This window comes from Altererythrobacter sp. BO-6 (genome assembly GCF_011047315.1).
Classification (GTDB): Bacteria; Pseudomonadota; Alphaproteobacteria; order Sphingomonadales; family Sphingomonadaceae; genus Erythrobacter.
Map to the genome: position 1 here is coordinate 1,676,069 of NZ_CP049259.1, position 25,193 is coordinate 1,701,261.

General features: G+C 64.8%; 22 protein-coding genes. 9 read left to right on the top strand and 13 right to left on the bottom strand.

Annotated elements, in window-relative coordinates; genetic code table 11:
• Positions 1-154: 154 nt before the first annotated feature.
• From G6N82_RS08155 to G6N82_RS08175, 5 genes are all read left to right on the top strand, one after another.
• Complete coding sequence (locus tag G6N82_RS08155) at positions 155-1,756, top strand: peptide MFS transporter (RefSeq protein ID WP_241255253.1); 1,602 nt, start codon at positions 155-157, stop codon at positions 1,754-1,756.
• Positions 1,757-1,825: 69 nt separating this feature from the next.
• On the top strand, positions 1,826-3,217 hold the full coding sequence (locus tag G6N82_RS08160; RefSeq protein ID WP_165195460.1) for an amidohydrolase: 1,392 nt from the start codon (positions 1,826-1,828) through the stop codon (positions 3,215-3,217).
• The gene (locus G6N82_RS08165) at positions 3,214-4,500 is read left to right on the top strand and encodes an amidohydrolase family protein (protein ID WP_165195462.1); all 1,287 of its coding nucleotides are present in this window, start codon (positions 3,214-3,216) and stop codon (positions 4,498-4,500) included. Before G6N82_RS08160 ends, G6N82_RS08165 begins: the two co-directional genes overlap by 4 nt.
• 64 nt (positions 4,501-4,564) lie before the next feature.
• Entirely contained in the window at positions 4,565-5,239 is a 675-nt protein-coding gene (locus G6N82_RS08170; protein ID WP_165195464.1) for an NnrU family protein, read from the top strand.
• A gap of 142 nt (positions 5,240-5,381) precedes the next feature.
• Complete coding sequence (locus G6N82_RS08175) at positions 5,382-6,455, top strand: VacJ family lipoprotein (protein WP_241255039.1); 1,074 nt, start codon at positions 5,382-5,384, stop codon at positions 6,453-6,455.
• 6 nt (positions 6,456-6,461) lie between these two features.
• On the opposite strand, the gene G6N82_RS08180 is transcribed toward G6N82_RS08175, so the two are convergent.
• The gene (locus tag G6N82_RS08180; protein ID WP_165195466.1) at positions 6,462-7,259 is read right to left on the bottom strand and encodes a crotonase/enoyl-CoA hydratase family protein; all 798 of its coding nucleotides are present in this window, start codon (positions 7,257-7,259) and stop codon (positions 6,462-6,464) included.
• 187 nt (positions 7,260-7,446) lie between these two features.
• Between G6N82_RS08180 and G6N82_RS08185 the strand changes: the two genes are divergently transcribed.
• Positions 7,447-7,797 (top strand): UrcA family protein, encoded by a 351-nt coding sequence (locus tag G6N82_RS08185; RefSeq protein ID WP_165195468.1) that lies wholly within the window; start codon positions 7,447-7,449, stop codon positions 7,795-7,797.
• Positions 7,798-7,819: 22 nt separating this feature from the next.
• Here G6N82_RS08185 and dxs read toward each other — a convergent pair whose 3' ends face one another.
• The 4 genes from dxs to G6N82_RS08205 are packed head-to-tail and all read right to left on the bottom strand — an operon-like array spanning position 7,820 to position 11,180.
• Positions 7,820-9,742 carry a 1-deoxy-D-xylulose-5-phosphate synthase gene (gene dxs / locus G6N82_RS08190; RefSeq protein WP_165195470.1) on the bottom strand — a complete coding sequence of 641 codons (1,923 nt, stop codon included), beginning with the start codon at positions 9,740-9,742 and terminating at the stop codon, positions 7,820-7,822.
• A 60-nt stretch (positions 9,743-9,802) separates the two neighbouring features.
• Positions 9,803-10,270: a transcriptional repressor gene (locus tag G6N82_RS08195; RefSeq protein WP_165195472.1), complete on the bottom strand. Its 468-nt coding sequence runs from the start codon at positions 10,268-10,270 to the stop codon at positions 9,803-9,805.
• A gap of 56 nt (positions 10,271-10,326) precedes the next feature.
• On the bottom strand, positions 10,327-11,013 hold the full coding sequence (gene msrA, locus G6N82_RS08200; RefSeq protein WP_165195474.1) for a peptide-methionine (S)-S-oxide reductase MsrA: 687 nt from the start codon (positions 11,011-11,013) through the stop codon (positions 10,327-10,329).
• Positions 11,013-11,180: a hypothetical protein gene (locus G6N82_RS08205; protein ID WP_165195476.1), complete on the bottom strand. Its 168-nt coding sequence runs from the start codon at positions 11,178-11,180 to the stop codon at positions 11,013-11,015. The genes msrA and G6N82_RS08205 overlap by 1 nt, the downstream gene beginning before the upstream one ends.
• Positions 11,181-11,314: 134 nt before the next feature.
• On the opposite strand from G6N82_RS08205, the gene G6N82_RS08210 reads away from it, so the two are divergent.
• Positions 11,315-12,886, top strand: a complete 1,572-nt coding sequence (locus tag G6N82_RS08210; RefSeq protein ID WP_165195478.1) for an NAD(P)/FAD-dependent oxidoreductase — start codon at positions 11,315-11,317, stop codon at positions 12,884-12,886.
• A 205-nt stretch (positions 12,887-13,091) separates the two neighbouring features.
• On the opposite strand, the gene purH is transcribed toward G6N82_RS08210, so the two are convergent.
• From purH to rpe, 3 genes are read right to left on the bottom strand one after another with little or no spacing between them, the layout of a single operon-like run.
• Positions 13,092-14,681 (bottom strand): bifunctional phosphoribosylaminoimidazolecarboxamide formyltransferase/IMP cyclohydrolase, encoded by a 1,590-nt coding sequence (gene purH / locus G6N82_RS08215; RefSeq protein WP_165195480.1) that lies wholly within the window; start codon positions 14,679-14,681, stop codon positions 13,092-13,094.
• A gap of 8 nt (positions 14,682-14,689) precedes the next feature.
• Positions 14,690-16,564, bottom strand: a complete 1,875-nt coding sequence (locus G6N82_RS08220) for a heparinase II/III family protein (protein WP_165195482.1) — start codon at positions 16,562-16,564, stop codon at positions 14,690-14,692.
• Positions 16,564-17,226: a ribulose-phosphate 3-epimerase gene (gene rpe / locus G6N82_RS08225; RefSeq protein ID WP_165195484.1), complete on the bottom strand. Its 663-nt coding sequence runs from the start codon at positions 17,224-17,226 to the stop codon at positions 16,564-16,566. Before rpe ends, G6N82_RS08220 begins: the two co-directional genes overlap by 1 nt.
• A gap of 227 nt (positions 17,227-17,453) precedes the next feature.
• Here rpe and G6N82_RS08230 point away from each other — a divergent pair, with 227 nt between their 5' ends.
• Complete coding sequence (locus tag G6N82_RS08230) at positions 17,454-17,975, top strand: DUF2141 domain-containing protein (protein WP_241255040.1); 522 nt, start codon at positions 17,454-17,456, stop codon at positions 17,973-17,975.
• Between the two features lie 11 nt (positions 17,976-17,986).
• Here the strand turns inward: G6N82_RS08230 and G6N82_RS08235 are convergent, their stop codons facing one another.
• Together G6N82_RS08235 and G6N82_RS08240 are read right to left on the bottom strand one after the other, a co-directional pair.
• Positions 17,987-18,892 (bottom strand): hypothetical protein, encoded by a 906-nt coding sequence (locus G6N82_RS08235; RefSeq protein WP_165195486.1) that lies wholly within the window; start codon positions 18,890-18,892, stop codon positions 17,987-17,989.
• Between the two features lie 11 nt (positions 18,893-18,903).
• Positions 18,904-19,941, bottom strand: coding sequence for a diacylglycerol kinase family protein (locus G6N82_RS08240; RefSeq protein WP_165195488.1), 1,038 nt, complete (start codon positions 19,939-19,941; stop codon positions 18,904-18,906).
• 152 nt (positions 19,942-20,093) lie between these two features.
• On the opposite strand from G6N82_RS08240, the gene G6N82_RS08245 reads away from it, so the two are divergent.
• The gene (locus G6N82_RS08245; RefSeq protein WP_165195490.1) at positions 20,094-21,293 is read left to right on the top strand and encodes a M20 family metallopeptidase; all 1,200 of its coding nucleotides are present in this window, start codon (positions 20,094-20,096) and stop codon (positions 21,291-21,293) included.
• Between the two features lie 83 nt (positions 21,294-21,376).
• Here G6N82_RS08245 and G6N82_RS08250 read toward each other — a convergent pair whose 3' ends face one another.
• From G6N82_RS08250 to G6N82_RS14985, 3 genes are all read right to left on the bottom strand, one after another.
• Entirely contained in the window at positions 21,377-22,672 is a 1,296-nt protein-coding gene (locus G6N82_RS08250) for a sugar MFS transporter (RefSeq protein WP_165195492.1), read from the bottom strand.
• 94 nt (positions 22,673-22,766) lie between these two features.
• Positions 22,767-24,779, bottom strand: a complete 2,013-nt coding sequence (locus tag G6N82_RS08255; protein WP_241255254.1) for a glycoside hydrolase family 3 protein — start codon at positions 24,777-24,779, stop codon at positions 22,767-22,769.
• A complete protein-coding gene (locus tag G6N82_RS14985) occupies positions 24,691-25,143 on the bottom strand; it encodes a hypothetical protein (protein ID WP_241255041.1) in 453 nt (150 codons plus the stop codon). Before G6N82_RS14985 ends, G6N82_RS08255 begins: the two co-directional genes overlap by 89 nt.
• Positions 25,144-25,193: the final 50 nt, after the last annotated feature.

Below are 25,193 nucleotides of genomic sequence, written 5' to 3' on the forward strand. Positions count from 1 at the left end.
GGCCGGTTTCCGCTGAAACTAAAGCTTCACACTTGCGAGCGAGCCGCTAGGGTGCGCGTCATATTTGCGCGGCTGCGGCTGCGCTCAGGGAAGTTTGGGGAGGACCTTCGTGTCGCTTGAAGAAATCATCGTCGCCGTGGCGGCGTCATTCCTCGTGCTGCTGCTGATTGGCGGCGCGACCATTGTCACATCGTCAAAAGCCGAATTCGCCGGACATCCCAAGGGTTTGTTCGTGCTGTTCTTTGCCGAGATGTGGGAGCGTTTTTCCTATTACGGCATGCGCGCGCTGCTGATTTTCTACCTGACTCAGCACTGGCTCTATAACGACGAGAAGGCGAGCGTGATCTACGGCGCGTACACCGCGCTGGTCTACATCGCGCCGGTGCTGGGTGGTTATCTGGCAGACAAGTATCTCGGTCAGCGCAAGGCGGTACTCTTCGGCGCCGTATTGCTCACCATCGGTCACTTCCTGATGGCGTTCGAGGGCGAGACGGCGGTCGGGCACGAAGCCAACCCGATGATCAATGTGTTCTGGGCGGCGCTGGCCTTCATCATCGTCGGCTCAGGCTTCCTCAAGGCCAATATCTCGGTGATCGTTGGGCAGCTCTATCCGCGCACGGACATCCGCCGCGATGGTGCCTACACCATCTTCTACATGGGCATTAACGTGGGCGCGGCGGTCGGCACGATCATCGCCGGCTACCTCGGCCAGACCTATGGCTGGGCCTATGGCTTCGGCGCAGCGGGCATCGGCATGCTGCTGGGCCTCGTCGTGTTCATCGTGTTCAAGCCGCTGCTGCTGGGCAAAGGCGAAAGCACCGTGCCGGAGAAACTCGAAGCGCCCTATATGGGCATGAAGTTCGAGTGGTTCCTTTACATCGTTGGGTTCGCAGCTGTGGCTGTGACCTGGTGGCTGGTGCAGAACCAGGCGATCGTGGGCGGCATTCTCGGCGTGTTTGGCGGGTTGCTGGTTGCTTATGTCATCTGGCAAGCAATCAAGATCGGCGGGCATGACCGCGACCGCATCTTTGCCGCGATGTTCCTGATCATCGGGTCGATCCTGTTCTGGGCACTGTTCGAACAGGCCGGATCCAGCCTCAACCTGTTCACGGATCGTTATGTCGACCGCGCAGGCGTTTCCGCTTCGATCTTCCAGTCGATCAACCCGATCTACATCATCATGCTGGCGCCGCTGTTCGCTGGCCTGTGGACCTGGCTCGGCAAGAAAGGCCTGGAGCCCTCGACCCCGGCCAAGTTCGGCCTCGCATTGATCCAGCTCGGCGCGGGCTTCCTGGTGCTGGTCTTCGGCGCGAATGCAGTCGGTATGCAAAACATGACTCCGGTCATCTTCATCTTCCTGATCTACCTGCTGCACACCACCGGCGAGCTGTGCCTATCACCGGTAGGCCTGTCGGCGATGAACCGGCTGGCGCCCGCGCATATGGCCTCGCTGATCATGGGCACTTGGTTCTTCGCTTCGGCGACGGGCAATTTCGTGGCGGGCCTGATCGCTGCGGCCACCGGTTCGGAGGCCGCATCGGGCGAAGGCGCGGCCAAGGAAACCGTGCTCGCGGTCTATAGCCAGATCGGCTGGATCACGGTTGGCGTAGGCGTAGCGGTGATTGTCATCAGCCCGCTGATCAAGCGGCTGATGCATCTCGACACGCTTAAGGACGACGAACTGGAAGGCGCTGCGGCAGCAGGGCTGGAAGCGCAGGAAGGCGGCGTCCACCCGGCGTCGCGCCCCACATCCTGATTGGTATTTGAATGCGGGGCCCGCGCTGCGGGCTCCGTAGGTTTGGTCGCAACTGAAAGGGAAGCAACAATGTCACGCGTGATACGCGCGCTCGCAGGGCTTGGCGGGGCGTTGGCGCTCGCCGCCTGCAGCACAACCGGTGGAGCCAATGCCGGCGCCAAGAGCCCCTCTGGCACCCCGCCGAGCAAGGCCGACTTCAACAAGAACCCCTTTCCCAGTACCTATCGCGCCTATCCCGGCGCGCCGACCGCGCTGGTTGGGGCAACAGTGTTCGACGGCACCGGGCGGCAGTTCGACAATTCCACCGTGCTGCTGCGCGACGGCAAGGTCGAAGCGGTCGGATCGGGTCTCGACACCATTGGCTACACCGTGATCGACGCCCGCGGAAAGTTCGTGACCCCCGGCGTGATCGACATTCACAGCCATTTGGGCGACTATCCCTCGCCATCGGTCGATGCGCATTCGGATGGCAATGAGGCGACCGATCCGACCACGCCCGAGGTTTGGGCCGAACATTCGGTCTGGCCGCAGGATCCGGGCTTCACCCGCGCGCTGGCGAATGGCGGGGTCACCGCGCTGCAGATCCTGCCCGGATCGGCCAATCTGATGGGAGGGCGCACGGTCACGCTCAAGAACGTGCCTGCGCGCACCGTGCAGGGGATGAAGTTCCCCGGCGCGCCCTATGGCTTCAAGATGGCCTGCGGCGAGAATCCCAAGCGCGTTTATGGCGGCAAGGGCCGCATGCCCTCCACCCGGATGGGTAATTTCGCGGTCAACCGCCAGACCTGGCTCGACGCCAAGGCCTATGCCGCGGACAAGGATCGCAAGCGCAACCTCGCCAATGAGACGCTCGTCGGGGTGCTGGAGGGTGAAATCCTGGTCCACAACCATTGCTATCGCGCGGACGAGATGGCGCTGGTGATGGATATGGCGAAGGAGATGGGATACCGCGTCAGCACCTTCCACCATGCGGTCGAAAGCTACAAGATCGGCGACCTGCTGCGCGAAAACGGCGTGTGCAGCGCGATCTGGGCCGATTGGTACGGCTTCAAGATGGAAAGCTATGACGGCATCCCCGAAAACGCCGCGCTGCTGCAGCAGGCGGGGGCATGCGTCGTCATCCATTCGGACAGCGACCAGGGCATCCAGCGGCTGAACCAGGAGGCCGCGAAGGCGCAGGCCGCAGGCAAGCGCATCGGGATCGACATTCCCGATGGCGTGGTGGTCGGCTGGTTCACCCTGAATGCCGCCAAGGCGATGGGGATCGATGCGATGACCGGCAGCCTTGAGCCGGGCAAGATGGGCGATGTGGTTCTGTGGAACGGCGATCCGCTGAGCGTTTATTCACGGCCGGAGAAGGTCTGGGTCGACGGCGCACTGCTGTTCGATGCGAGTGATCCGAAACGGCGGCCGGTGAGCGATTTCGAACTGGGCCAGCAGGGCGAAGGAGACGTGAAATGATCCGCGCTTCGCTGTTCGCAGCCGCTGCTGCTCTCGCCTTTGCCGCGCCCGCCATGGCGCAGGATTTCGCCATCACCAATGCCACCGTTGCCAAGGGCGACGGCAGCGCCCCGATCGAAGGCGCGACGGTGATCGTGCGCGGCGGGAAGATCGCCGCGGTCGGAACCGAAGTGCGGCCCGATCCAGCGCTACCGGTGATCGACGGCAGTGGCAGCTGGGTGACGCCCGGCCTGGTCGCCGCAGTGACCAGCCTCGGGCTCGCCGATGTCGATGGCGTGCAGGAAAGCAACGACATCAGCGCCCGTACGGCCCGTTTCAACGCCGCGCTGGATGTGGTGCCCGCGCTCAATCCGGCAGCGCAGCACCTGAAAGTCGCGCGCGCCAACGGGATCACGCGGGCGGTCGTGACCCCGGGAGCAAGCAATTCGATCTTCGCCGGGCAAGGCGCGGTGATCGATCTGGGCGCAGACCCGCAACCGGTGATGAAGGCGCGCGCGTTCCAGATGGTCACCCTGTCCGAAAGCGGGGCGCGGATCGCTGGCGGAAGCCGCAAGGCAAGCCATGCCGAATTGCGCAACGCGCTGCGCGAAGCGCGCGATTTCGCAGCCGGCAAATGGAGCGGCGAGGACAATCTCCTGACCCGCGCCGATGCGGAAGCGCTGGGCCCGGTCATTTCCGGTGCGCAGCAGTTCTTCATCGAGGCACACCGTGCATCGGACATCCGCGCTGTGCTCGCGCTGAAGCAGGAGTTCCCGCGGCTTGACCTCGTTCTGGTAGGGGCCACCGAAGGCTGGCTGGTGGCGGGCGAGATCGCCAAATCCGGCATCCCGGTTATCGCCGAGAGCTTGCAGGACCTGCCCGAACGCTTTGAGCAGATCGCTTCGACCCAGAGCAATATCGGGCGGATGCGCGCAGCAGGGGTGACGGTTTCGATCAACGCGGCAACGCTGGAAAACACCCATCACTACACGCAATATGCCGGAAACCTGGTGGCGCTGGCACGCATGCCGGGGGCAACCGGGCTGAGCTGGGGCGAGGCCCTGGCGACGATCAGCTCACGCCCGGCCGAGGCGCTCGGGCTGCGCGGCAAGATCGGAGTGCTGAAGCCCGGCGCGGTGGGGGACGTGGTGATCTGGGACGGCGACCCGCTTGAACTGTCGAGTGCTCCCATGCGGGTATTTATCGACGGGATCGAGCAACCGCTTGAAAACCACCAGACGCGCCTGCGCGATCGCTATCGCGACCTCGATGAAAGCGACCTGCCCAAGGCGTACGACTGGTAGCAATATCGGAATTTAGTTGCTTATTGCAACTTACTATGCTTTCTCGTTCGCGGGAGGATAAAGCATGGACAATACGATAGTTGAACTGGTCGCGGCGAATGTCGCCTTCGTCGGGTCGCATTTCGCCATGTCGCATCCCTTGCGCGCGCCAATGGTCAAGCTGCTGCGCGAGGGCGGCTTCAGCCTCGCCTATACGGCGGTCAGCTTCGCGACATTCTATTGGGTCTATGCGGCCTATACCGCTGCGCCCTCGGCCGACCTTGGTGGCTCGGGCGAAATCGGCTGGATCGCCGCCACACTGCTAACCTTGCCAGCGCTGGTCCTGTTCGCCGGATCCTTCGCCGGAAATCCTGCCATGCCAACGCCGGCGGCGGAGAAGCAGGCGCGGGCCGAGCCGAAGGGCGTATTCCGCGTCACCCGCCACCCGATGATGTGGGGGTTCGGCATGTGGGCGCTGTCGCATATCGTGCTGTGGTGGAACCTGCGCGGTGTGATCACCGCGCTCGCCATGGGCTTCCTGGCGCTGGTCGGCGCGCACTTGCAGGATCGCAAGAAGCGCGCGCTGATGGGCGAGGCCTGGGCCGAATGGGAAAGCAGGACCAGCTATTGGCCGCGATGGAGCAAGCTCGCGTCGGCGGGCGCGTTTCCGTGGGTGGCGGGCCTTGCACTTTGGGCCGGGCTAAGCTGGGCGCACCTGCTGCTCGGCGGGATACCGGCGGGTGTCTGGCGCTGGTTCTAACCGGAATCCCGCTGCGTTAAGAGAATTGACGCGTGGCGCAACTGCAACCGGCGCGAATGTTATTCGGTGACGGCGTAACCTTTTATTTGCCTTCTGCGCCAACAACATGCACAGGCTGGCACGCGGGGCAGAAAGGTTGGACATGACATTTGCGCTCGCGTCGGCGGCGATGGTGGCTACCGCGTCACCGCTGGCGATTACCCCCCAAATGCCCCTTACCGCGTTGGCAGCGCAGGACGCGGCCGTGCAGCCGGAGGAAGAGGCGCCGCCGCCCGCCCAACCGGCTCCTTCCGTCGATGAAGCAGGCGAAGCCGCGCCAACCGAGGCTGAGGTGCAAGCGCAGGATAGCGCGGCGCCAGGCGATCCCAATGTCATCGTTGTCACCGCCGAAAATCGCCAGCCGCTCAAGGACCCGCTGGAAAACGTCAACGCGGCCACCTTCGAGCTTACGCAGAAGGTGGACCAGGCCGTGGTTGCTCCGATCGCCGAGGTGTACGAGGAAGACCTGCCCAGCCCGGTGCGCAAGGGACTGAGGAATTTCTTCCGGAACCTGATGGAGCCGGTCAACGCGCTCAACTTCCTGCTGCAATTGAAGCCCGGCAAGGCGATCGAAACGCTGGGGCGCTTTGCCATCAACACTACGGTTGGTGTCGCCGGGCTGTTCGACGTCGCCAAGAAGGAACCGTTCAAGCTGCCGTACCGCCGCAACGGTTTCGCCAATACGCTGGGCTATTACGGTGTGGGGCCTGGCCCGTTCCTGGTGGTGCCGCTGGTCGGCGCGACCACGCTGCGCGACCTGATCGGCACCGGGATCGACCAGTCGATCCTGCCCTTTGCCATCGGCAAGCCGTTCAACACCCCCTATTACGCGATCCCGGCCTTCACGGTGAATTCGCTCGAATACCGGATCAAGTTCGACGAGCGGATCACGCAGATCAACAATAGCGACGATCCCTATTACGCGATGCGCGAGAGCTATCTGTGCCAGCGCGAGGCGGACATCGCCGCACTCAAGAACCGCCCGCCGCCGCGCGATTGCAGCATCGAAGCGATCATGGCGGGGCCGGAGCCTGTGGCGCCAATGCCGGTTGCGCCGGTTGAACCTGCGCCGGTCGAGCCGATCGCGGAGCCGGTCGCAGAGCCGGTCGCCGCACCCGCTCCGCCCGCGATCGAATACATCAGCCGCGAAGTGGTGCAGTCGCTGCCTGAAGCCTGAACCGGGTCAGCTGCCCTTGAAGCTGGGCGCGCGCTTTTCGATCAGCGCGTCGACGCCTTCCATATGGTCATCGGTAAGGTGCATCAGCGCCTGGGCATTGGCCGCAAGTTCCAGCGCGGTGTCGTAACTCACCTCGCGCCCTTGCCGCATCAGGTTCTTGGCGTGGCGCAGCGCGTGCGGCGGCATGGCGGCGACCTTGCGCGCGAGCTCCTCAACCTCCTCCATCAGCGCCTCCTGCGGCACCACCCGGCTGACCAGGCCCCAGTCGAGCGCGGTTGTCGCGTCGATTACGTCGCCGGTGTAGAACAGCTCGGCCGCGCGCGCCTCGCCAATGATGCGTGGCAGGATCCAGGTGCCGCCGTCGCCGGGGATCAGGCCCAGCTTGAGGAAGGTCACGCCGAATTTCGCACTCTCGCTGGCAATGCGGATATCGCCGAGGCAGGCGACATCGCAGCCGAGCCCGATCGCGGGGCCATTGACCGCCGAAATCAGCGGCACGCGCAAGCCGTAAAGCGCGCGCAGCATGCGGTGGATATTGTCGCGATAGCTGTCCGAGATGCCCGGCGGAGTGCCGCCGAAACTGCCCGAACGCGCCTTCATCGCCTTGATGTCACCGCCCGCGCTGAACGCGCGCCCGGCGCCGGTCAGGATCACGCAGCGGACATTGAGGTCGCGGTTGATTGCATCGCAGGCAGCGGTGAAGGCGTCGCCGTCCCCCGCCTGGCCGAGCGGGTTCATGCTCTCGGCCCGGTTGATGGTCAGCGTGGTGACGTGGCCGGCGAATTTGATCTGAAGCAATGACATGATCGGCAGGTCCTTTCATCCTTTCCATGCCAGCCTCCGGCTCCTTCGTCACCCCACAGGTGGCGAGGGAAGATCCGGAATAGGCGGTGAAGCAAAGGCAGCTGCGGTCGATGTTCATCGTCGACCGGAGGCTACGCGGTTGGGCCAACGTCGATCCGCGTTTGACGCAAGTACAGGAGTATACGACATGAAGAGCTATAAACACGCAACGGCGATCCTTACTGTGGCCGGCCTGCTCGCGCTCGCCTTGCCGGCAACCGCTCAGGAGCCGGAGATTGTCATCACTGGCAAGATGCCGCTCCCGGAAGGCACCGAGCCGGTGACTCAGGTTGTGCGTATCGCAGACCTCGACCTCACAACCCCCAAAGGCAAAGCCGCGATGGAAAAGCGTGTGAAAGCAGCGATCAAGCGAGTCTGCTGGTCCCAGGCCAGACCCGCCAGATGGGAGGTGAAGGATGCGGAGGAATGTGACGCCTTTGCTTGGGCAGGCGCCCGTCCGCAAATGAAGCAGGCGATCGAGAAGGCGAAGGGCAGTTGACGGGCGGCAGTGTTACGGCGCGCTAAGCCCGCGCCTCTTCCACGCCCGCTGAATTGTGTCGCAGCGCCTTCAGCACGGTATCGACGATTTGAGGTGCGTTGAGCCCCGCCTCGTCATACTGCTTGTAGGGATCGTCATGGTCCTGGAACACATCGGGCAGGCGCATGGTGCGCACCTTGAGGCCGCCATCGGTCAGGCCCTCGTCGCTGGCGAAGGTCAGCACGTGCGCGCCCAGCCCGCCGATCGCACCTTCTTCCACCGTCACCACGACTTCGTGGGTGCGCATCAGGCGCTCGATCAGATCGGTGTCGAGCGGCTTGGCAAAGCGCAGGTCTGCCACCGTGGTTGACAGCCCCTTGGCATCGAGCTGGTCGGCGGCCTTGAGCGCTTCGGCCAGCCGCGCACCCAGTGACAGGATTGCGACCTTGCTGCCTTCGCGGACCACGCGGCCCTTGCCAATCTCCAGCAACTGCGGAACTTCGGGCATTTCCACGCCCACGCCATTGCCGCGCGGATAGCGGAAGGCGATCGGCCCCGCGTCATATTCGGCGGCGGTATAGGTCATATGGGCCAGTTCGGCCTCATCCGCCGCGGCCATCACCACCATATTGGGCAGCGTGGCGAGATAGGTGATGTCGAACGCGCCGGCATGGGTGCAGCCGTCCGCACCGACCAGCCCGGCACGGTCGATCGCGAAACGCACCGGCAGGTTCTGGATCGCGACATCATGCACGACCTGGTCATAGGCGCGCTGGAGAAAGGTCGAGTAAATCGCGGCGAAGGGCCGCATGCCTTGCGCGGCCAGCCCGGCGGCGAAGGTCACCCCGTGCTGTTCGGCAATGCCGACATCGAAGCTGCGATCCGGATGCGCCTTGGCAAAACGGTCAACCCCCGTGCCCGAAGGCATGGCGGCCGTGATCGCACAAATGCGCGGATCGGTTTCCGCGAGCTTGGCCAGCGTATCGCCGAACACGTTCTGATAGGCCGGCGGTCCGCCCGCGCTTTTCTTCTGTTCGCCGGTGATCACATCGAACTTGGCAACGCCGTGATACTTGTCGGCGCTGTTTTCAGCCGGGGCATAGCCCTTGCCCTTGGTGGTGACGACATGGACCAGCACCGGGCCCTGTTCGCTGTCGCGCACATTCTCCAGCACCGGGATAAGGTGGTCGAGATTGTGCCCGTCGATCGGGCCGACGTAATAGAAGCCCAGCTCTTCGAACAAAGTGCCGCCGGTCACCATGCCGCGGGCATATTCCTCTGCCTTCTCGAGCCCATGATGGACGCGGCGGCTGAGTTTCTTCGAAATGCGCGAGGCGAGGTTGCGCAGGCCGAGATATTCGCTCGAGGAAACCATCCGCGCGAGATAGGCCGAGAGGCCGCCCACCGGCGGCGCGATCGACATGTCATTGTCATTGAGGATCACGACCAGGCGATTGCCGGCCTGTTCGGCATTGTTCATCGCTTCATAGGCCATGCCGGCGCTCATCGCGCCGTCGCCGATCACGGCGATGCCGCGCCCGGGCTGGCCTTGCAGCTTGTTGGCGACCGCAAAGCCCAGCGCCGCGCTGATCGAGGTCGAGCTGTGCGCCGCGCCGAAGGGATCGTATTCGCTTTCGGCGCGCTTGGTGAAGCCGCTGAGGCCACCACCCTGGCGCAGGGTGCGAATCCGGTCACGCCGACCGGTGATGATCTTGTGCGGATAGCACTGGTGGCCCACGTCCCACACCAGCCGGTCTTCGGGCGTGTTGAAGACATAGTGGATCGCCACGGTCAGTTCGACCACACCGAGGCCCGAGCCGAGGTGCCCGCCAGTCGTGCCGACGGCGTCGATCATTTCCGCACGCAACTCGTCAGCGAGCTGGTGCAGTTCGGATTTCTCTAGCTGCCGCAAATCGGCCGGATAGGTGACCTTGTCGAGCAGTGGTGTATGCGGTGGGTGACTCATGAATCAGGGGCTTACACGCGAAAAACAAGCCTGTCGATGAACGCGGGGCGCTCTCGGCGATCAACCTTTGCAGCTGGCGCAGGTGCCGCGAATTTCGATGATCGGGCGGCGCGCATCGAAGCCGCGGTTGCGGGCCAGGCCGCGCACCCGCTGCGACACCTCGTCATCGTCGACATGGGTCGCTTCCCCGCATTCGTCGCAGACCATGAAGATGCAGTCGTGCTCGCAGCCGGGATGGGTATTGGCGAGGAAGGCATTGGCGCTTTCGACCCGCAAGGCGAGGTTGTTCGACACGAACAGGTCGAGGATGCGGTAGACGCTGTTCGGCGCCACGCGGCGGCCACGCTCGCGTGAGAGATTGTCCGCGATGTCATAGGCCGACACCGGGCAATCGTGCCGCGCCAGCTCGGCGAACACCGCTTCGCGCATGCCGGTCCACTGCTCACCCGCCCCGGTCAGCGAGGTCCGGGCGGCATCGATCAGGCTGGTGCCGGAATGTTCGTGATGGGCATGAGAATGACTGGCCATGACCGCCATATAGGATGGGAAGGCCGCGCGCGCTACTCCCCGCGGCGCCGCTCGCCCTAGCGGTGGTCGCGCAGGAAGCTCGCGCGGTAGTGCTCGGGATAAAGCCGCGCTAGCGCCTCCACCTTGGGCTTGTCCCACCGCACGATGTAACCGTGCCGCGGATTGTGGGCCATGAAGTCCTGGTGATAGTCTTCGGCTTCATAGAAAGCCTTGTAGGGCTCGATCGTCGTCACGATCGGCTTGTCCCACAGGCCCGATGCGCCAAGCTGCTTGAGATAGGCGCGGGCAACGCGCGCCTGCTCCTTGTTCATCGGCACGATCGCGCTGCGATAATGCGCACCGACATCGGGGCCCTGGCGGTTCTTCAGCGTGGGGTCGGCAACGACGGAGAACAGGATCTGCAGCAGCTCGTCATAGCGCACTTCGGTTGGGTCATAGACGATCCGCACGGACTCTGCATGATCGGTCAGCCCGGTCACGATCTGGTTGTAGCTGGCCGTGGCCGCCGTGCCGCCGTGAAAGCCTGACACCGCCGCTTTCACGCCCTTTACATGGCTAAATACGCCTTCGACGCCCCAGAAGCAGCCGCCAGCGAAGATCGCCACGCGCAGCTTGTCCGGCTCCTCAGCCTTGACCGTCGCTGCGGGCGCTTCGACCACTTTCTCGGTGGCGGCAGACGCGATCTGGCACCCGCCGAGCGCCAGGGCGCCGGCAGCAGCAAGCAAGGCTAAGCGAATGCGCATCAGAGGGTGTCAGCGGTGCCTTCAGCCTGCGTCTCCACCGCAGCGGCCTTGGCCGGGGTGGCGATATCCGCCGTCAGGCTGGGGGCAAGGCTTGCACCGACCATCAGTGCGCCGATCAGGAAGCCGATGCCGAAGCTGCGGTAAAGGTCGGATTTGAACAGGCCCATGGCGTTAACGCTCGCGAATCAGAATAGGTTTGCAGTCTGGGCCGTGTTAGCCCCCATCAATTGAGGCGCGGTGAACACGGCTTTCATGAAATGTCTATTCGCGCTGCGGCGGGATGTGGTTACAGGCTGGTGAAATGAGCGATGCGATCATCATCGGCGGCGGCCACAACGGGCTGACCTGCGCTTTTTACCTCGCGCGGGCGGGGATGCGGGTAACGATCTGTGAGGCCCGCGAGGTGATTGGCGGCGCGGCGGTGACCGAGGAATTCGCGCCCGGCTTTCGCAATTCGACCGCGAGCTACACTGTAAGCCTGCTGCAACCCAAAGTAATCGCCGATATGCACCTGATAGAGCGCGGTTACCGTGTGATAGAGCGGCCGGTGTCAAATTACCTGCCATTGGATGGCGACTATCTGTTGATGGGTGGCGGACTTGAAGCAAGCCAGGCACAGGCAGCACGGTTTTCAACCCGCGATGCCGAACGTTTGCCCGAATATTTCGATATGCTGGAAGATGCGGCAGAGGTGCTGCGCGGGCTGGCGCTGAAGGCACCGCCCGATCCCAAGGGAGGGCTGCGATCGCTGGTGGATGCCGCCATGCAGGCCCGCGGCCTTGCAAGACTTTCGACCGAGCGCCAGCGGCAGGTCTGGCAGCTGTTCACCCGTTCGGCGCGCGAAGTACTCGACGACTGGTTCGAGAGCGACCCGGTCAAGGCTGCATTCGGCTTCGATGCCTGCGTAGGCCACTACGCCTCGCCTGACGAGCCCGGCAGCGCCTATGTGCTGCTGCATCACGTGTTCGGCGAGGTGAACGGCAAGAAGGGCGCCTGGGGCCATGTGATCGGCGGGATGGGCGCGATCACACGGATGATGGGCGAGGCCTGCCGCGAGCTGGGTGTAAACATCCGCACCGGCGCGCCAGTCGAGCAGGTGCTGGTTGAAGGGGGCAGGGCAGTCGGGGTGCGGCTGGCGGGCGGCGAGGAATTGCGCGCTAGGCGGATCATCTCCAACATGGGGCCCAAGCCGCTGTTCGACAGGCTGGTGCCGCGCGAGGCCGTGCCAGCGGATTTCGCACGCGCGATGGCGAGCTATCGCGGCGGGTCGGGCAGCCTCAGAATGAATGTCGCGCTGTCAGGCCTGCCGCATTTCCGCCATGCGCCCGAGGGGGATGCGCATTTGCGCTCAGGCATCATCATGGCGCCTTCGCTCGACTATATGGACCGGGCCTGGCGCGACGCGCGCGAACAGGGTTTCAGCGCCCAGCCGATCGTCGAGATGCTGATCCCGAGCCTGGTCGATGACAGCCTTGTCCCGCCCGGCCAGCATGTCGCCAGCCTGTTCTGCCAGCATGTCGACCCGGATATGCCCGAGGAGCAAGAGGACGCTGCGGTGGAAGCGGTATTCGACGTGATCGAGCGTCACGCCCCGGGCTTCCGCGCACTGGTGCTACACAAGCAAGTCCACACCCCGCGCGCGCTCGAAGCCAAGTTCGGGCTGTGGCACGGCGATATCTTCCATGGGCGGATGAGCCTGGACCAGCTGTGGGCCGCGCGGCCCGCGCTCGGTGCAGGCAGCTACCGCACGCCAGTGGAAGGCCTGTGGCTATGCGGTGCGGGTACGCATCCGGGCGGCGGGGTGACCGGCGCGCCAGGGCATAATTGCGCGCATGCTATTTTAAGATCAAAATCCTGGCTCCGCCGGTTTTGATCCTTCCGCGACGCCCGTCCGGGCGCGCGAAATCCTCGCTCACGTGACCTGAAGGTCGCATCGCTCCGGGCGGGCAGTCGCCCTTGCGGTTCGCTAATCGCTCGCCGTTTGCTTTTCGATCACGGCAGTCAGAGCGCTACTGCGCGCCCTCGCAGGCGCGCTCGCAAGACATCACGTCCTCAAGTAGCGAAGCGGTAGGACAGAACTAGTGCCGGAAGTGCCGCATCCCGGTGAAGACCATCGCGAGGCCCGCTTCGTCCGCTGCGTCGATCACTTCCTGATCGCGCATCGAGCCGCCCGGCTGGATCACCGCGGTTGCGCCTGCTTCCGCCGCAGCCAGCAGACCGTCGGCGAAGGGGAAGAACGCGTCCGAGGCGACCGCGCTGCCGACAGTGCGCGCCTGATCCCAGCCATAGGTCTCGGCCGCTTCTGCCGCCTTCATCGCGGCGATGCGGCTGGAATCGCGGCGGTTCATCTGCCCTGCGCCGATGCCCGCAGTTGCGCCGTCCTTGGCATAGACGATCGCGTTCGACTTCACGTGGCGCGCCACGGTCCAGGCGAACAGGCAGTCCTTAAGTTCCTGCGCAGTCGGCGCGCGCCTGGTCACGACCTTCAGGTCAGCCTCGCTGATCGCGCCATTGTCGCGCGTCTGCACCAGCAGCCCGCCGGTGATCGGCTTGACCATCAGGCCGCCCCGGCGCGGGTTGGGCAGTTCGCCCACAGTCAGCAGGCGCAGGTTCTTCTTCTTCGCGAAAATCTCGCGCGCTTCGTCCGACACGCTGGGCGCGATCACCACTTCGGTGAAGATCTTGGCGATCTCTTCCGCGGTCGCCCCGTCAAGCTCGCGGTTGACCGCCACAATCCCGCCGAAGGCCGACACACTGTCGCATTGCAACGCAGCTTCCCAGGCTTCAGCCAACGAGCCCGCTTGCGCCACCCCGCAAGGGTTGGCGTGCTTGACGATCACTACCGCGGGATCCTGCCCGGCGAATTCGGCGCAAAGCTCCAGTGCGGCATCGGCATCGTTGTAATTGTTGTAGGACAGCTCCTTGCCCTGCAGCTGCTCGGCCTGCGCAATGCCGCGCCCATGCGGGCCCGAAGGCGTGTAAAGCGCCGCCTGCTGGTGCGGGTTCTCGCCATAGCGCAGCACCACTGGCGCCTTGCCATTGACCGCGAGGAAATCCGGGAACAGCTGCTGCTGGTCGGCGAAGGCGAACCACTGGCTGATCATGCTGTCATAAGCGGCGGTGGCAGCGAAGGCCTTGGCCGCGCATTTGCGCCGGAAAGTGAGCGAGGTCGCGCCATCATGCGCCTCCAGCTCGCCCAGCAGTTGAGCGTAGTCGGCCGGATCGGTCACAATGGTGACGAATTGGTGATTTTTCGCCGAGGAGCGAACCATAGTGGGCCCACCGATATCGATATTCTCGATGATTTCGTCGCGCTCTGCCCCACGCATAACCGTCGCTTCGAAGGGATAGAGGTTGACCACCACCAGGTCGATCGCGCCGATCGCATGTTCGGCCATGGCGGCGGCATGTTCCGGGTTGTCGCGCACCGCCAGCAGGCCACCATGGACCTTGGGGTGGAGCGTCTTGACCCGCCCGTCCATCATCTCGGGAAAGCCGGTCAGCTCGGAAATGTCGCGCACGTCCAGCCCCGCCTCGCGCAAGGCCTTGGCCGTGCCGCCAGTCGACACCAGCTCAACCCCGCGCGCGCCCAGCGCCCGGCCCAGTTCCACCAATCCACTCTTGTCGGACACCGAGAGCAGTGCCCGCTTGATCGCCACATCCGCCACTTTGGAACTTACCCCATTTTCTTGAGCAGCCAGGAGAATTGCCCCCCGCCGCGCGATACCATTCCCTGGATCACCAGCTGTTCGATGGCATGCGGGCGCCCGTCGCCATCGACCCACATGCTTTCCTCGATCTCGACCTCGGCGCCGTGGTCGTTGCCGCCCAGCCGGAATTGCCACAGGCCGCCGTCAGGAAGTATCAGGCTGGCGCCACGCCGGTCTTCGGAGAGCCGTGCTTCGACCCCGCGCCCCAGATGGAACCGGATCGCGAAACCGACCTTGCCGCGCTGGCCCTTCTTGGCTGCGGGCACCAGGATATCCTCGCCCAGCAGTTCGCTGCCGTCGCCGCGCAACATCAGGATGCGGCGATGCTTCAGGCCATAGCGGGCGACATAGCCGTCATGGCTCGCTTCGACCCGCTGGATCTCGCCACCTGCGCGGGACATTTCCCCTCGCTCGACCTCGACCTGCTCGACGCCCTTGCCCAGCTTGCCGCCCAGCAGCACGGCGGTGGAATTGGCATTGTCGAGCACCAGCGTCGAATGCGCGGCAGTGGCGCGCAGCCCCTGCTCGATCCGCGCCGGAACCTGCCCACCGGCGAGCGCCGCTCCGCCGCAATTGACGATCAGCCGATGCGCCCCGTCCGACATTTCGAACGCGAGCGTGGAGGCGCAGCCCCACCGGGCATGCTTGGCACGCGGTGGCGGTGCGGCATCAAGCTGCACCACCGTCTTGCCACCGGCGAGCCGGTGATAGCCCCAGTGCCGCACTTCCTTCAGCGGGCGCGTGCGCACCCCGCTAGCATCGATCAGCGCAGCCACCCGGTCTGCCCGAGTGGCGCCATTGCCCTGCCAACTGCCCAGCCCGCCATCGCCATGGCGCATCGCCAGGAGTGGCGGCACCAGCAATTCACGCATCAGGCCGAGCGAGGCCGGCTGATCGCGCCCAACCGCACGATAACACGCCTCGAGATCGGTCAGCATGGCGATCACGTCCGTCTGGGCGAGCGGGCTGCGCGACAATGCGCCGCCATCCTCGCCCACCAGATCGCCCAGCGCGGCGATCAGCCCCGCTTCGCCATAGAGGCGGCGCGGCTTGCCTTGCGGCAGCAGCAGGCCCGCAGCGGTGATCGCGCCCCAGCCAAGCACTGCACCCAGCGGATCGGGGCTGCGGCGCACTTCGCGATCGAGCCAGCGTGCGGTCTCGTCGATTGCCGCCAGCATGCGTGGCCGCAGCTTGCCGTCCTGCCCCGACAGCACCAGCGGCGCGTAGACCAGCCAGGCCATCAGCCGCTGCGCGACATATTCGACCTGCCACGCAGCGCATTTGCCCGGCTTCGGATTGGCGTCAAGCCACAGCCTGGCGATTCGTTCGGCCGTGTCGAGGCATTGTTCGCGCAAGCCCGCCGCCGCCAGGTCACGCAGCCAGGCAAAGCCGTGGATCACGCGCTCGAACGGCGGAGCGAGCCGCGAGGATGAGGCGTATTCGATCTCGGCGATCGGCGCCTTGGCCCCGCTGATCACGAAATGCCCCGCGCGCAGCGCCATCCCGGCGGCGCGGTCACCCATCAGCGGCGTTTCGACCGTGGCCAGCAGGCGCATGCGGGCCGGCTTGCGGAAGGGCGCGGTCAGCGTTGCGCCGCCAACCCCCAGCCGATAGGCAATGCGCAGGAGCCGCGCGCTGAAATCGGCCTTGGGCGGCACAAAATCGCTGAGCACGAGCGCGCGCGATTCGCCCAGCGGAGCGATGGCAGCTTCGCCCGCACCCTCGGCCAGCGGCTCGGCCGCGCCGCGCGCCAGCGGCAGGGCAGGTGCATCGTGCTGGATTTCGCCGAACAGGTCCTCTTCGGGCTTGGTCTCGTTCTGGCCGGAGAGCAGCGCGTCCATCAGCCCAACCCTTTCAACGCCGCGATATTGGTGGCGTAGCAATCGGGCCCACCCTTGAAGGTGGCCGAACCGGCGACTAGCACATCGGCCCCCGCTTCGACACACAATCGCGCGGTTTCGGCATTGACCCCGCCATCGACTTCGAGGTGGATGTCGCGCCCGCTGGCATCGATTATGGCGCGTATCTTGCGGATCTTGTCGAGCTGCGAATGGATGAAGCTCTGACCGCCAAAGCCGGGATTGACGCTCATCACCAGTACCAGGTCGATATCGCCGATCAGGTAGTCGAGCACTTCGACCGGGGTCGAAGGGTTGAGCGACACGCCCGCTTTCTTGCCCAGCGCCCTGATCGCCTGCACCGTGCGATGCGCATGCGGGCCAGCCTCGGGGTGGATCGTGATGATGTCCGCGCCCGCCTCGGCGAATTCCTCAAGATAGGGGTCGACCGGCGAGATCATCAGGTGCACGTCGAAAACCTTGGCACTGTGCGGCCGCAGCGCCTTCACCACCATCGGGCCGATCGTGATGTTGGGGACATAATGCCCGTCCATCACATCGACATGGATCCAGTCCGCCCCGGCAGCGTCGATCGCGCGCACTTCCTCGCCCAGCCGGGCAAAATCGGCCGAGAGGATCGAAGGGGAAATGAGCGGTGCCGCCATGCTGTGCTTTCGGATCGCGCGAATGCTTCCACTAGAGCCGCGGGCGCGGTTGCCACAAGCGGCGCTCGATCCTTTTCCACACGCGCCGCGCTGCTTTGCACGGTTGGCGCGGATTAAGCGCGGCTTTGCGCCCAATTCAGCCGCAATTCAGCCGTTTTCGTGCAAATCGCTGGCGTAATCGTCATGGCTGCGGCTATCGCAGCCTTCAGGGATCAATCCAGGACACCATGTTGAAGCAGACCCATTTCGCCCGCAAAGGCATGCTGCTGGCCGCCGCAGCCGGGGCTGTGGCCGGTGCAACGGTTGCGGCCAGTGCTGCACCCGGAGCGATTCCCTATCGCCAGCAGGTCTCCAACGACATGCGCAAATGCGCGCCCGGCGCCGGGCCCGCGGTGCGCGTAACGGTGAATGGGGTCAATGCGTCGGAAGGGCGCATTCGCGTGCAAAGCTATCTCGGCACCAAGTCCGACTGGCTTGAAAAGGGCCGCTGGATCAACCGGATCGAAGCGCCCGCGCGCGAAGGCACAATGACCTTCTGCGTCCCCCTGCCGCGCACAGGCACCTATGGCATCGCCGTGCGGCATGACACCAACGGCAATGGCAAGACTGACATCACCAAGGATGGCGGCGGCATGTCGAACAACCCCTCGATCAATATCTTCAACCTTGGCAAGCCGAGCTACACCAAGACCGCGTTCGAGGTGGGGCCAGGCGTTACCTCGATCACGATCAACATGCGCTATATGTAAGCTGGGCCGGGCTAGCGGGCGCGCCCCTGTGTGCGCTTTTGCGCGCGCCAGACCTGCCACAGCACGCCGGGCGCGGCGAGCAGCGGGTGGCGCTCGCGCCAGGGCGTGAGTTCCACCGGCACACCGGTATGCCGCTCGATCTTCCACGCGGCATAGCGCGCTGCGCCATCAAACGTAGTGCTGGCCTTGATTAGCCGCAGGATGTTGAGCGTCTTGCCCATTCGGCGGCGACGCTTCCACCAGGCCAGGATTCGCCGTCGCTCGATTTCAGCCATTTGAGGCGTGATCGCAGACCAGTCTTGCGCGAAGGCAATGCCTTGCGCCGCCAGCGCCAGTGGCAAGAGCCCATCGAAATGCGCGGCATTAACCGCCAAGATGCTGTCTTCGCGGCCCGGCTGCTCGACCCGGAATTCGGCCTGGTAGGTCGCCCGGAACAGCGCGCGCCAATAATCCTCCGCCGATCCCGAAGCCTGCCCCAGCGCCACGGCCAGCCGCGCGGCTGTTTGCGCCGCCTGCGCGATCGCCTCGAGGACTTGCCCGCATGCCGCCTCATCGCTGCTCCACACCAGCGCGCTCGGCTGGACAAAGCGCGCCCAGATCGTGGTGTCGAGCAATTCGCCGCGCGCCGCCTCATCAAACGTAGCCATGGCCATGGTGGCAATCTTGGCGCGCAGCGTAACGCCATCATGATCCCATTCGCGATAGCTGACGCGCGGCCAGATCTTCTCGCGCTGTTCGCCCGGCAGCAGCACGTAATAATCGAGCACGCCTTCGAGCGAGCCGGTGCGCAGGTTCGAACCATAGAACAGCACCGCCAGCGCACCGGCTTCCTGCGCCAGCTCTGCGGCGAAACCGCTTACGGCCGGGTGGACGGCTGCGGCAGATTGTTCGGTGATACGATCGACAAGCGAAGGCATGATGTCTGCCCTCAGGGCGCAACGAACTCGATTTCGGGCCCGGGCTCAACGCGGTAGCGACCTGCCGGAAAAGCCTCGCCATCGAGGATGAACTGATCGTCCAGCTCGATTTCGAACCCGGTCGCGGCAAGCTGATGAAAGCCGCGTTCGCGCAGGTTGCGCGGCCCCCGGCCAAACAGCACTGCCGGAATGGCCAGCGTCATCATGCGGCTGACCTGATCCATGACTGCCAGCTTGAGGCCATTGCGCAACGTGCCGAAGGGCCTGATCCCGGCGGGGAAGCGCTCGAGCGTGGAAGCCAGCAGCAATTGTCGCCGCGCCGGATCGCCCAGGCCGCTGTGCTCAAGCGCGACACCGTTGGGGGCGAGCCGGATATCCATCCGCGCTCCGCGCCGCCACGGGTTGGCGCGCGTGCCGAACAGCGCCTGCAGGATGCCCCAGAAGGTGGTGACCCCCACGGCTAGGCTGTTGAACGCGCCCAGCTTGTGCGCGCTCTGCCCAGCCTTTGTGCCCAAGGTAAAGGCGCCCGCGCCGAGAATGAAACCCATCACCCGCGCTTCGGGTTGGTCGAGCGGCGTGATTGCCATCGGACTGCGCTTGATCCGGCGGCCATACTCGAATGCATCGACCGCTGCCTGCAGCGTCCATTCCGCCGGGCCATCGAGATCGACCGCCAAAGCATTGGTCTTGCCTTTGGGCAGCACCGCCAGCACCGGCCAGTCATCGCCGAAGATCGCATCGCCGCAGGTCAGCACATCGCGGACGGTGCCGTCGCCGCCATTGATCACCAGCAGGTCAATCCCGCGTTCGGCCAGTCGAGCGAGTGCTTCGGGAAGCTGGTCACGATGGCCGGGCTGCGCCACGATCACGTCAGGGCAAATGCGGCTGTCGAGATCCTGGCCCTTGTTGCGATGGCTGCGCGGATTGTAGATCAGCCCGACTGTGGGCGTGGCGCCTTCGGGCCGCTCCGCACGGCGCGCGCGCCAGACGGAATTACCCGTGTGCCGGGCGCGGGGTAGCTGGGCAAATTCGTGGATCGGACCGGCCATAGGGATCGCGCTTAGCTGTAAACCATAACGTCGCACTAGGAAATTCTGCGGGACGGCTGCATTTCGCAGCCAGGCGTGGCACGGTTACACCGCGTGCGCGCGCGCCCACAAAATCGCTTTTGCCCACGCGCAAATAGGGTAGATTGGTTGTCATGCTGACCAAAGACCTGCTTGATACCGCCCAAGGCCTGAGCGACGGGATCGTTGCCCTGCGCCGCGCCATCCATGCCGAGCCCGAGCTGGGCCTGCACACCCCCAAGACCATGGCGAAGGTGCGTGCCGCACTGGCGGACCTGCCGCTGACGTGGCGCGAAGGCCCATCGACCACCGGGCAAGTGGCCACGCTGGAAGGTGCGCGGCCGGGGCGCCGGGTGCTGCTGCGCGGCGATATGGACGCGCTGCCGATGGACGAGAAGACCAATCTGGAATTCGCCTCTACCATCGAGGGGCGAATGCACGCCTGCGGGCACGATACCCACACCGCCATGCTGGCCGGGGCCGCGCGGCTGCTGTGCGGCATGCGCGAGCAGATTTCGGGCACGGTGGACTTCATGTTCCAGCCCGGTGAGGAAGGCTATCACGGCGCACGCTTCATGCTGGACGACGGGCTGATCGATCCGCTGCCCGATGCCGCCTTCGCGCTGCACATCATGCCCAATGCACCGTTTGGCGTGCTGGCCGGGCGGCCCGGACCACTGCTCGCCGCCGCCGACCAGTTCACCATCGCCGTGAAGGGGCAGGGCGGCCATGCCTCGATGCCGCATGACTGCGTCGATCCGGTGCCAGGCGCTGCGGCGTTGGTCGGGGCGATCCAGGCGATGGTGACCCGGCGCTTCAATGCGCTGAGCGCGGTGGTTATCACAGTCACTCAGATCCATGCCGGCACCGCCTTCAACGTTATCCCTGACGATGTGATGCTGGCCGGCACGATCCGCACGCTCAGCCCGGAGCACCGCACCAAGGCGGAGGAACTACTGCGCGAGACAGCTGATCTTGTCGCCCGGGCTCATGGGCTCACCGCCGAAACCATCGTAACGCGCGGCTTCCCGGTCACGATCTGCGATCCGCGCGCAGTAGCTTTGGGTAAAGCGGTCGCGACCGGGATCGGTGGTGAAGCCGGCTGGCGCGATATGGCGGACCCGATCATGGGGGCGGAAGATTTCTCCTATGTGCTGGAGAAAGTGCCCGGCGCGATGTTCTTCCTCGGCGTTGCCAAAGAGGGGGTCGACTGGCGCAGTTGCTGCGCGATCCACAGCCCCCGCATGCATGTCGACGAAAACGCGCTGCCCAAAGGCACGGCGATGCTGGCCGGCTGCGCGCTGAAATTCCTCGAAGAGGGGTTCGGCGATTAAGCAAAAACGCCGGAGCCACCCCCCAGCGGCCCCGGCGTCAGTTGTGTCGGCGCTCCCCCCAGAGCGCCGACTGGAAGATCGCCTTATGCGGGTCGGCGCGCGAAGATCCCGAAGCCTGCGATGATGGCGTAGCAAATTACCGGAATAACCATGGCCAGCGCAAGATTCCCGCCGGTTGCGTCGGCAACGACACCATAAAGCAGGGGCACGATCGCCCCGCCGCAGATCGCGACGTTGATGATGCCTGACCCGTCCGCCGCACGCGGCCCGAGCTTCTCGCATGCCAGCGAGAAGATGGTAGGGAACATGATGGAGTTCATCAGGCCAACGGCCAGCAGCGAATAGGCTGCAATTTGGCCCGAAGTGTTGGTCGAGACCAGGATCAGCAGGATTGCGCCCATGGCGTTGAAAGCGAGGATCTTGCCGGGCGAGATGATGCGCAGGAAATACGATCCGATAAAGCGACCGACCATGGCGCCGCCCCAATAAAGACCGATCATCCAGCCGATCACGCTCTCGGGCTGGCCCAGGACGCGCTCTTCCGACAGGTAGTTGATGATGACCGATCCGATGGCGACTTCACCGCCAACATAAAGGAAGATGCACAAGGCCCCGAAGCCAAAGCGGCTGCGCTTCAGCAGGTCGAGCCCGGCCAGCCCTTTCGACGCTTCGTGCTTTTCGCCCTTGAGCCGGTCACGGAACATCCACACCGCTGCCGCCACCAAGGCGATCAACACGGCAACGCCGAGATAACCTTGCCAGATTGCCTCGCTTTCAGCGGCGCGATAGGCCTGCAACTCTGCGCCGGTGAGTTGGTCGGCGGTGACATTGGCGAGGCTGCCAAGGATCACCGCTGCCCCGACAATCGGGAAGATCGTTGTACCCAGCGAATTGAATGCCTGCGCGAAAGTGAGGCGGCTATGGGCCGTCTGGGGCGGGCCAAGCAGGCTGATCAGCGGGTTGGCCACCACCTGCACGATCACCACGCCGCTGGCGAGAATGAAGAAGGCGCCCAGGAACAGCGGATAGGTGACCAACTGGCTCGCCGGGATGAACAGCAGGCAGCCTGCGATCATGGTGCAGAGCCCCGCCACCGCACCGCGCATATAGCCCAGCTTCTTGACCAGCTTGGCGCCGGGAATGCCGATGATCGCATAGGCGGCGAAGAAGCAGAACTGCACCAGCATCGCTTCCGTCCAGCTCAGCGTGAACAGCTCTTTCAGCTTGGGGATGATCACGTCGTTGAGCGAGGTGATCCCGCCGAAGATGAAGAACAGGCCGAACACGAAATAGTTCAGGCCCGGTGCGTCGATCGGCGTGCCGTGCTCTTCGACCGGATACGGATCAGTGCTCGACGAAATGTCGGGTGCCAGTGCCATTGTCCTTGATCCTCCCAAATTCCCGCTCTGTTGGCGGCGCTACCGGACTAGCGCGTCAGTGCGTTTCGTCCATCTGTATTCGAATGCACACCGCTCAGAACGAGCAATCCGTCCCTTGCGGCAACTGCGAGCGGGCAACGCCCGACACGCTCAGCGCGATCGGCCCGTCGGATGTGATCGTCAGGCTATTGGCGTCTTCGGGCACGCAGGCGCCGGTCAGCACCATTTCGCGCCAGCCCTTGCCGCCGCTGACCGCGAAGTTCGCCGTTACGTCGAGCACGGTGTCGCCGACCTTGATCGTGACCGGCGCTGTCGGGCTGGCGGCGAGATCGTATTGCACAACGAACGCGCCCTTGGCCTTGCCGTCGCCTGTCAGGGTCAGCGAAGCGCCGGGGGCGAAAGTGATCGCGCGGGCATCTTCCTGCCGCGTCCGGTCGAGTCCCTTGGCCGCGATCCCGTTCGCTTCACCGCGCAGGTTCGGCAGCGCGGCGCCACCGGCGGTGGCGGTAATGCCCGGAGAGAGACGGCCTGTGGCGAACCAGTCGCTCGCCGGGGCTTCGACGAGGAAGTCGCACACCTCGCTGAGCGTCGCCATGCCGCCGACCTGGCCAGTGGCAAGGCCATATCCCCGCCCAAACAACGCCCCTTCAGGGCCGTTGACCGGATGGCCGTTGCACGCGGCGGGCCAGCTGAATGACAACCGCCCGCTTGCCTCGTGCTGGCCAAACAGCACATCGGCCACGCCCGCGCCTTCGCCGCCGGGCAGCCAGCTGGCAACGAAAGCGTCAGCGGCGTTGAGCTCGCGGTTCACCCACAGCGGGCGGCCGGAGAGGAACACGGCAACCGTCGGCACGCCCTTCGCCTTGAACTGCTTGAGCAGGTCCAGCCCCTCGGCATCGCGGAACACGGTGTTCTTCCGGTCGCCGTAGAATTCGGCATAGGCATCCTCTCCGAACACCACGATCGCAACATCGGGCTTTTCGGTGAAGCTGCCATCGGGCGAAAGCATGGCCTCGCCGCCACTGGCCCTGGAAGCGGCTTCGATGCCGGACCAGATCGAGGTCGCGCCCGGAAACATTTCGTTGCCCAGTTCGCGCCCGCCCTGCCAGGTCAGCGTCCAGCCGCCGGCCGCCTGCGCGATGCTGTCAGCCGCCGCGCCCGCGACCAGCACCTTGGCGCCGGCCTTGACCGGCAGGACGCCGCTGTTCTTCAGGATCACCTGCGACTTTGCCACCGCTTCGCGTGCCAGCGCGCGATGTTCGGGCGAACCGAGCAAGGCAAGGTTGCCGCCGACACCGCGTTCGGACGGTTTGCGCACATCCGCATCGAGCAGGCCGGCGCGCTGCTTCACCCGCAGCACGCGGGTAACCGCGCGGTCCAGAGTCGCCATCGGAATGGTGCCGTCCTCGACCTGCGCGACGAGATTTTCCAGCAGCGCTTTCCAGTCGTCGGGGACCATGTAGATGTCGAGCCCGGCCTTGAGCGACTGGGGGCAGTTGGAAACCGTGCAGCCACGCACCTGGCCGTGACCGTTCCAGTCGCCCACGACCAGCCCGTCGAAGCCCATTTCATCGCGCAAATAGCCGGTCAGCATGGCTTCGTAGCCGTGCATCTTCTCGCCATTGATCGAGTTGAAGCTGGCCATCACCACCTGCGCCCCGGCGGCAATCGCAACGGGATAGGGCACGGCATGAATCTTCTTCAGTTCTTCGATGTCGCCGTGGACATCGCCCGTGTCGATGCCAAGCGTGGTGCCGCCATCGCCGAAGAAATGCTTGGCCGTGGCAATCACCCGCCCGTTGCCGAGATGGTCTGCATCACCCTTGGCGCCCTGCAGGCCTTCGACCAGCGCAGCGCCGAGTTCGGCCACCAGCTGCGGGTCTTCCGAATAGCTCTCGTAGGTCCGGCCCCAGCGATCATCCTGAGCCACCGCGACAGTGGGGGAGAAGTTCCAGTCGATGCCGGTCGCTTCGATCTCGATCGCGGTTGCATGGCCGATCCGGCGGACCAGGTCGGCGTCATGTGTTGCGCCCAACCCGATGTTGTGCGGGAAGATGGTCGCGCCGATCACATTGGTGTGGCCATGGACCGCGTCGGTCCCCCACATGGTCGGGATCGCGGGCTCGCCATTGGGCAGCGGCTTGACCGAAGCGAGGTACATTTCGTCTGCCAGGCGCAGCCATTTCCGAGGCCGGGGCAAACTCGTCGCCATAGGGGCCACCATTGCCGCCGTTGAGATAGCTGCCGAAGCGATAGCGCTCCATGTCTTCAGCGGTGAATGAATTGATTTGCGGCTGGATCAGCTGGGCGACCTTGCGCTCCAGGCTCATGCGCGAGACCAGCTCTGCGATATACTGCTCATCCGCATCGGCCGCGCTTGTCGTGGCTGAGCGCACTTCCGGTGTTTGCGGCAGTGTGGCGCATCCCCCGAGGGCGATTGCACCGGCCAGGATTGCTGCACGAAAACTCATCTGGACGATCCCCTCTCCCAAGCCCCCTTTAGGCCTTTAGCCCGCCCTTC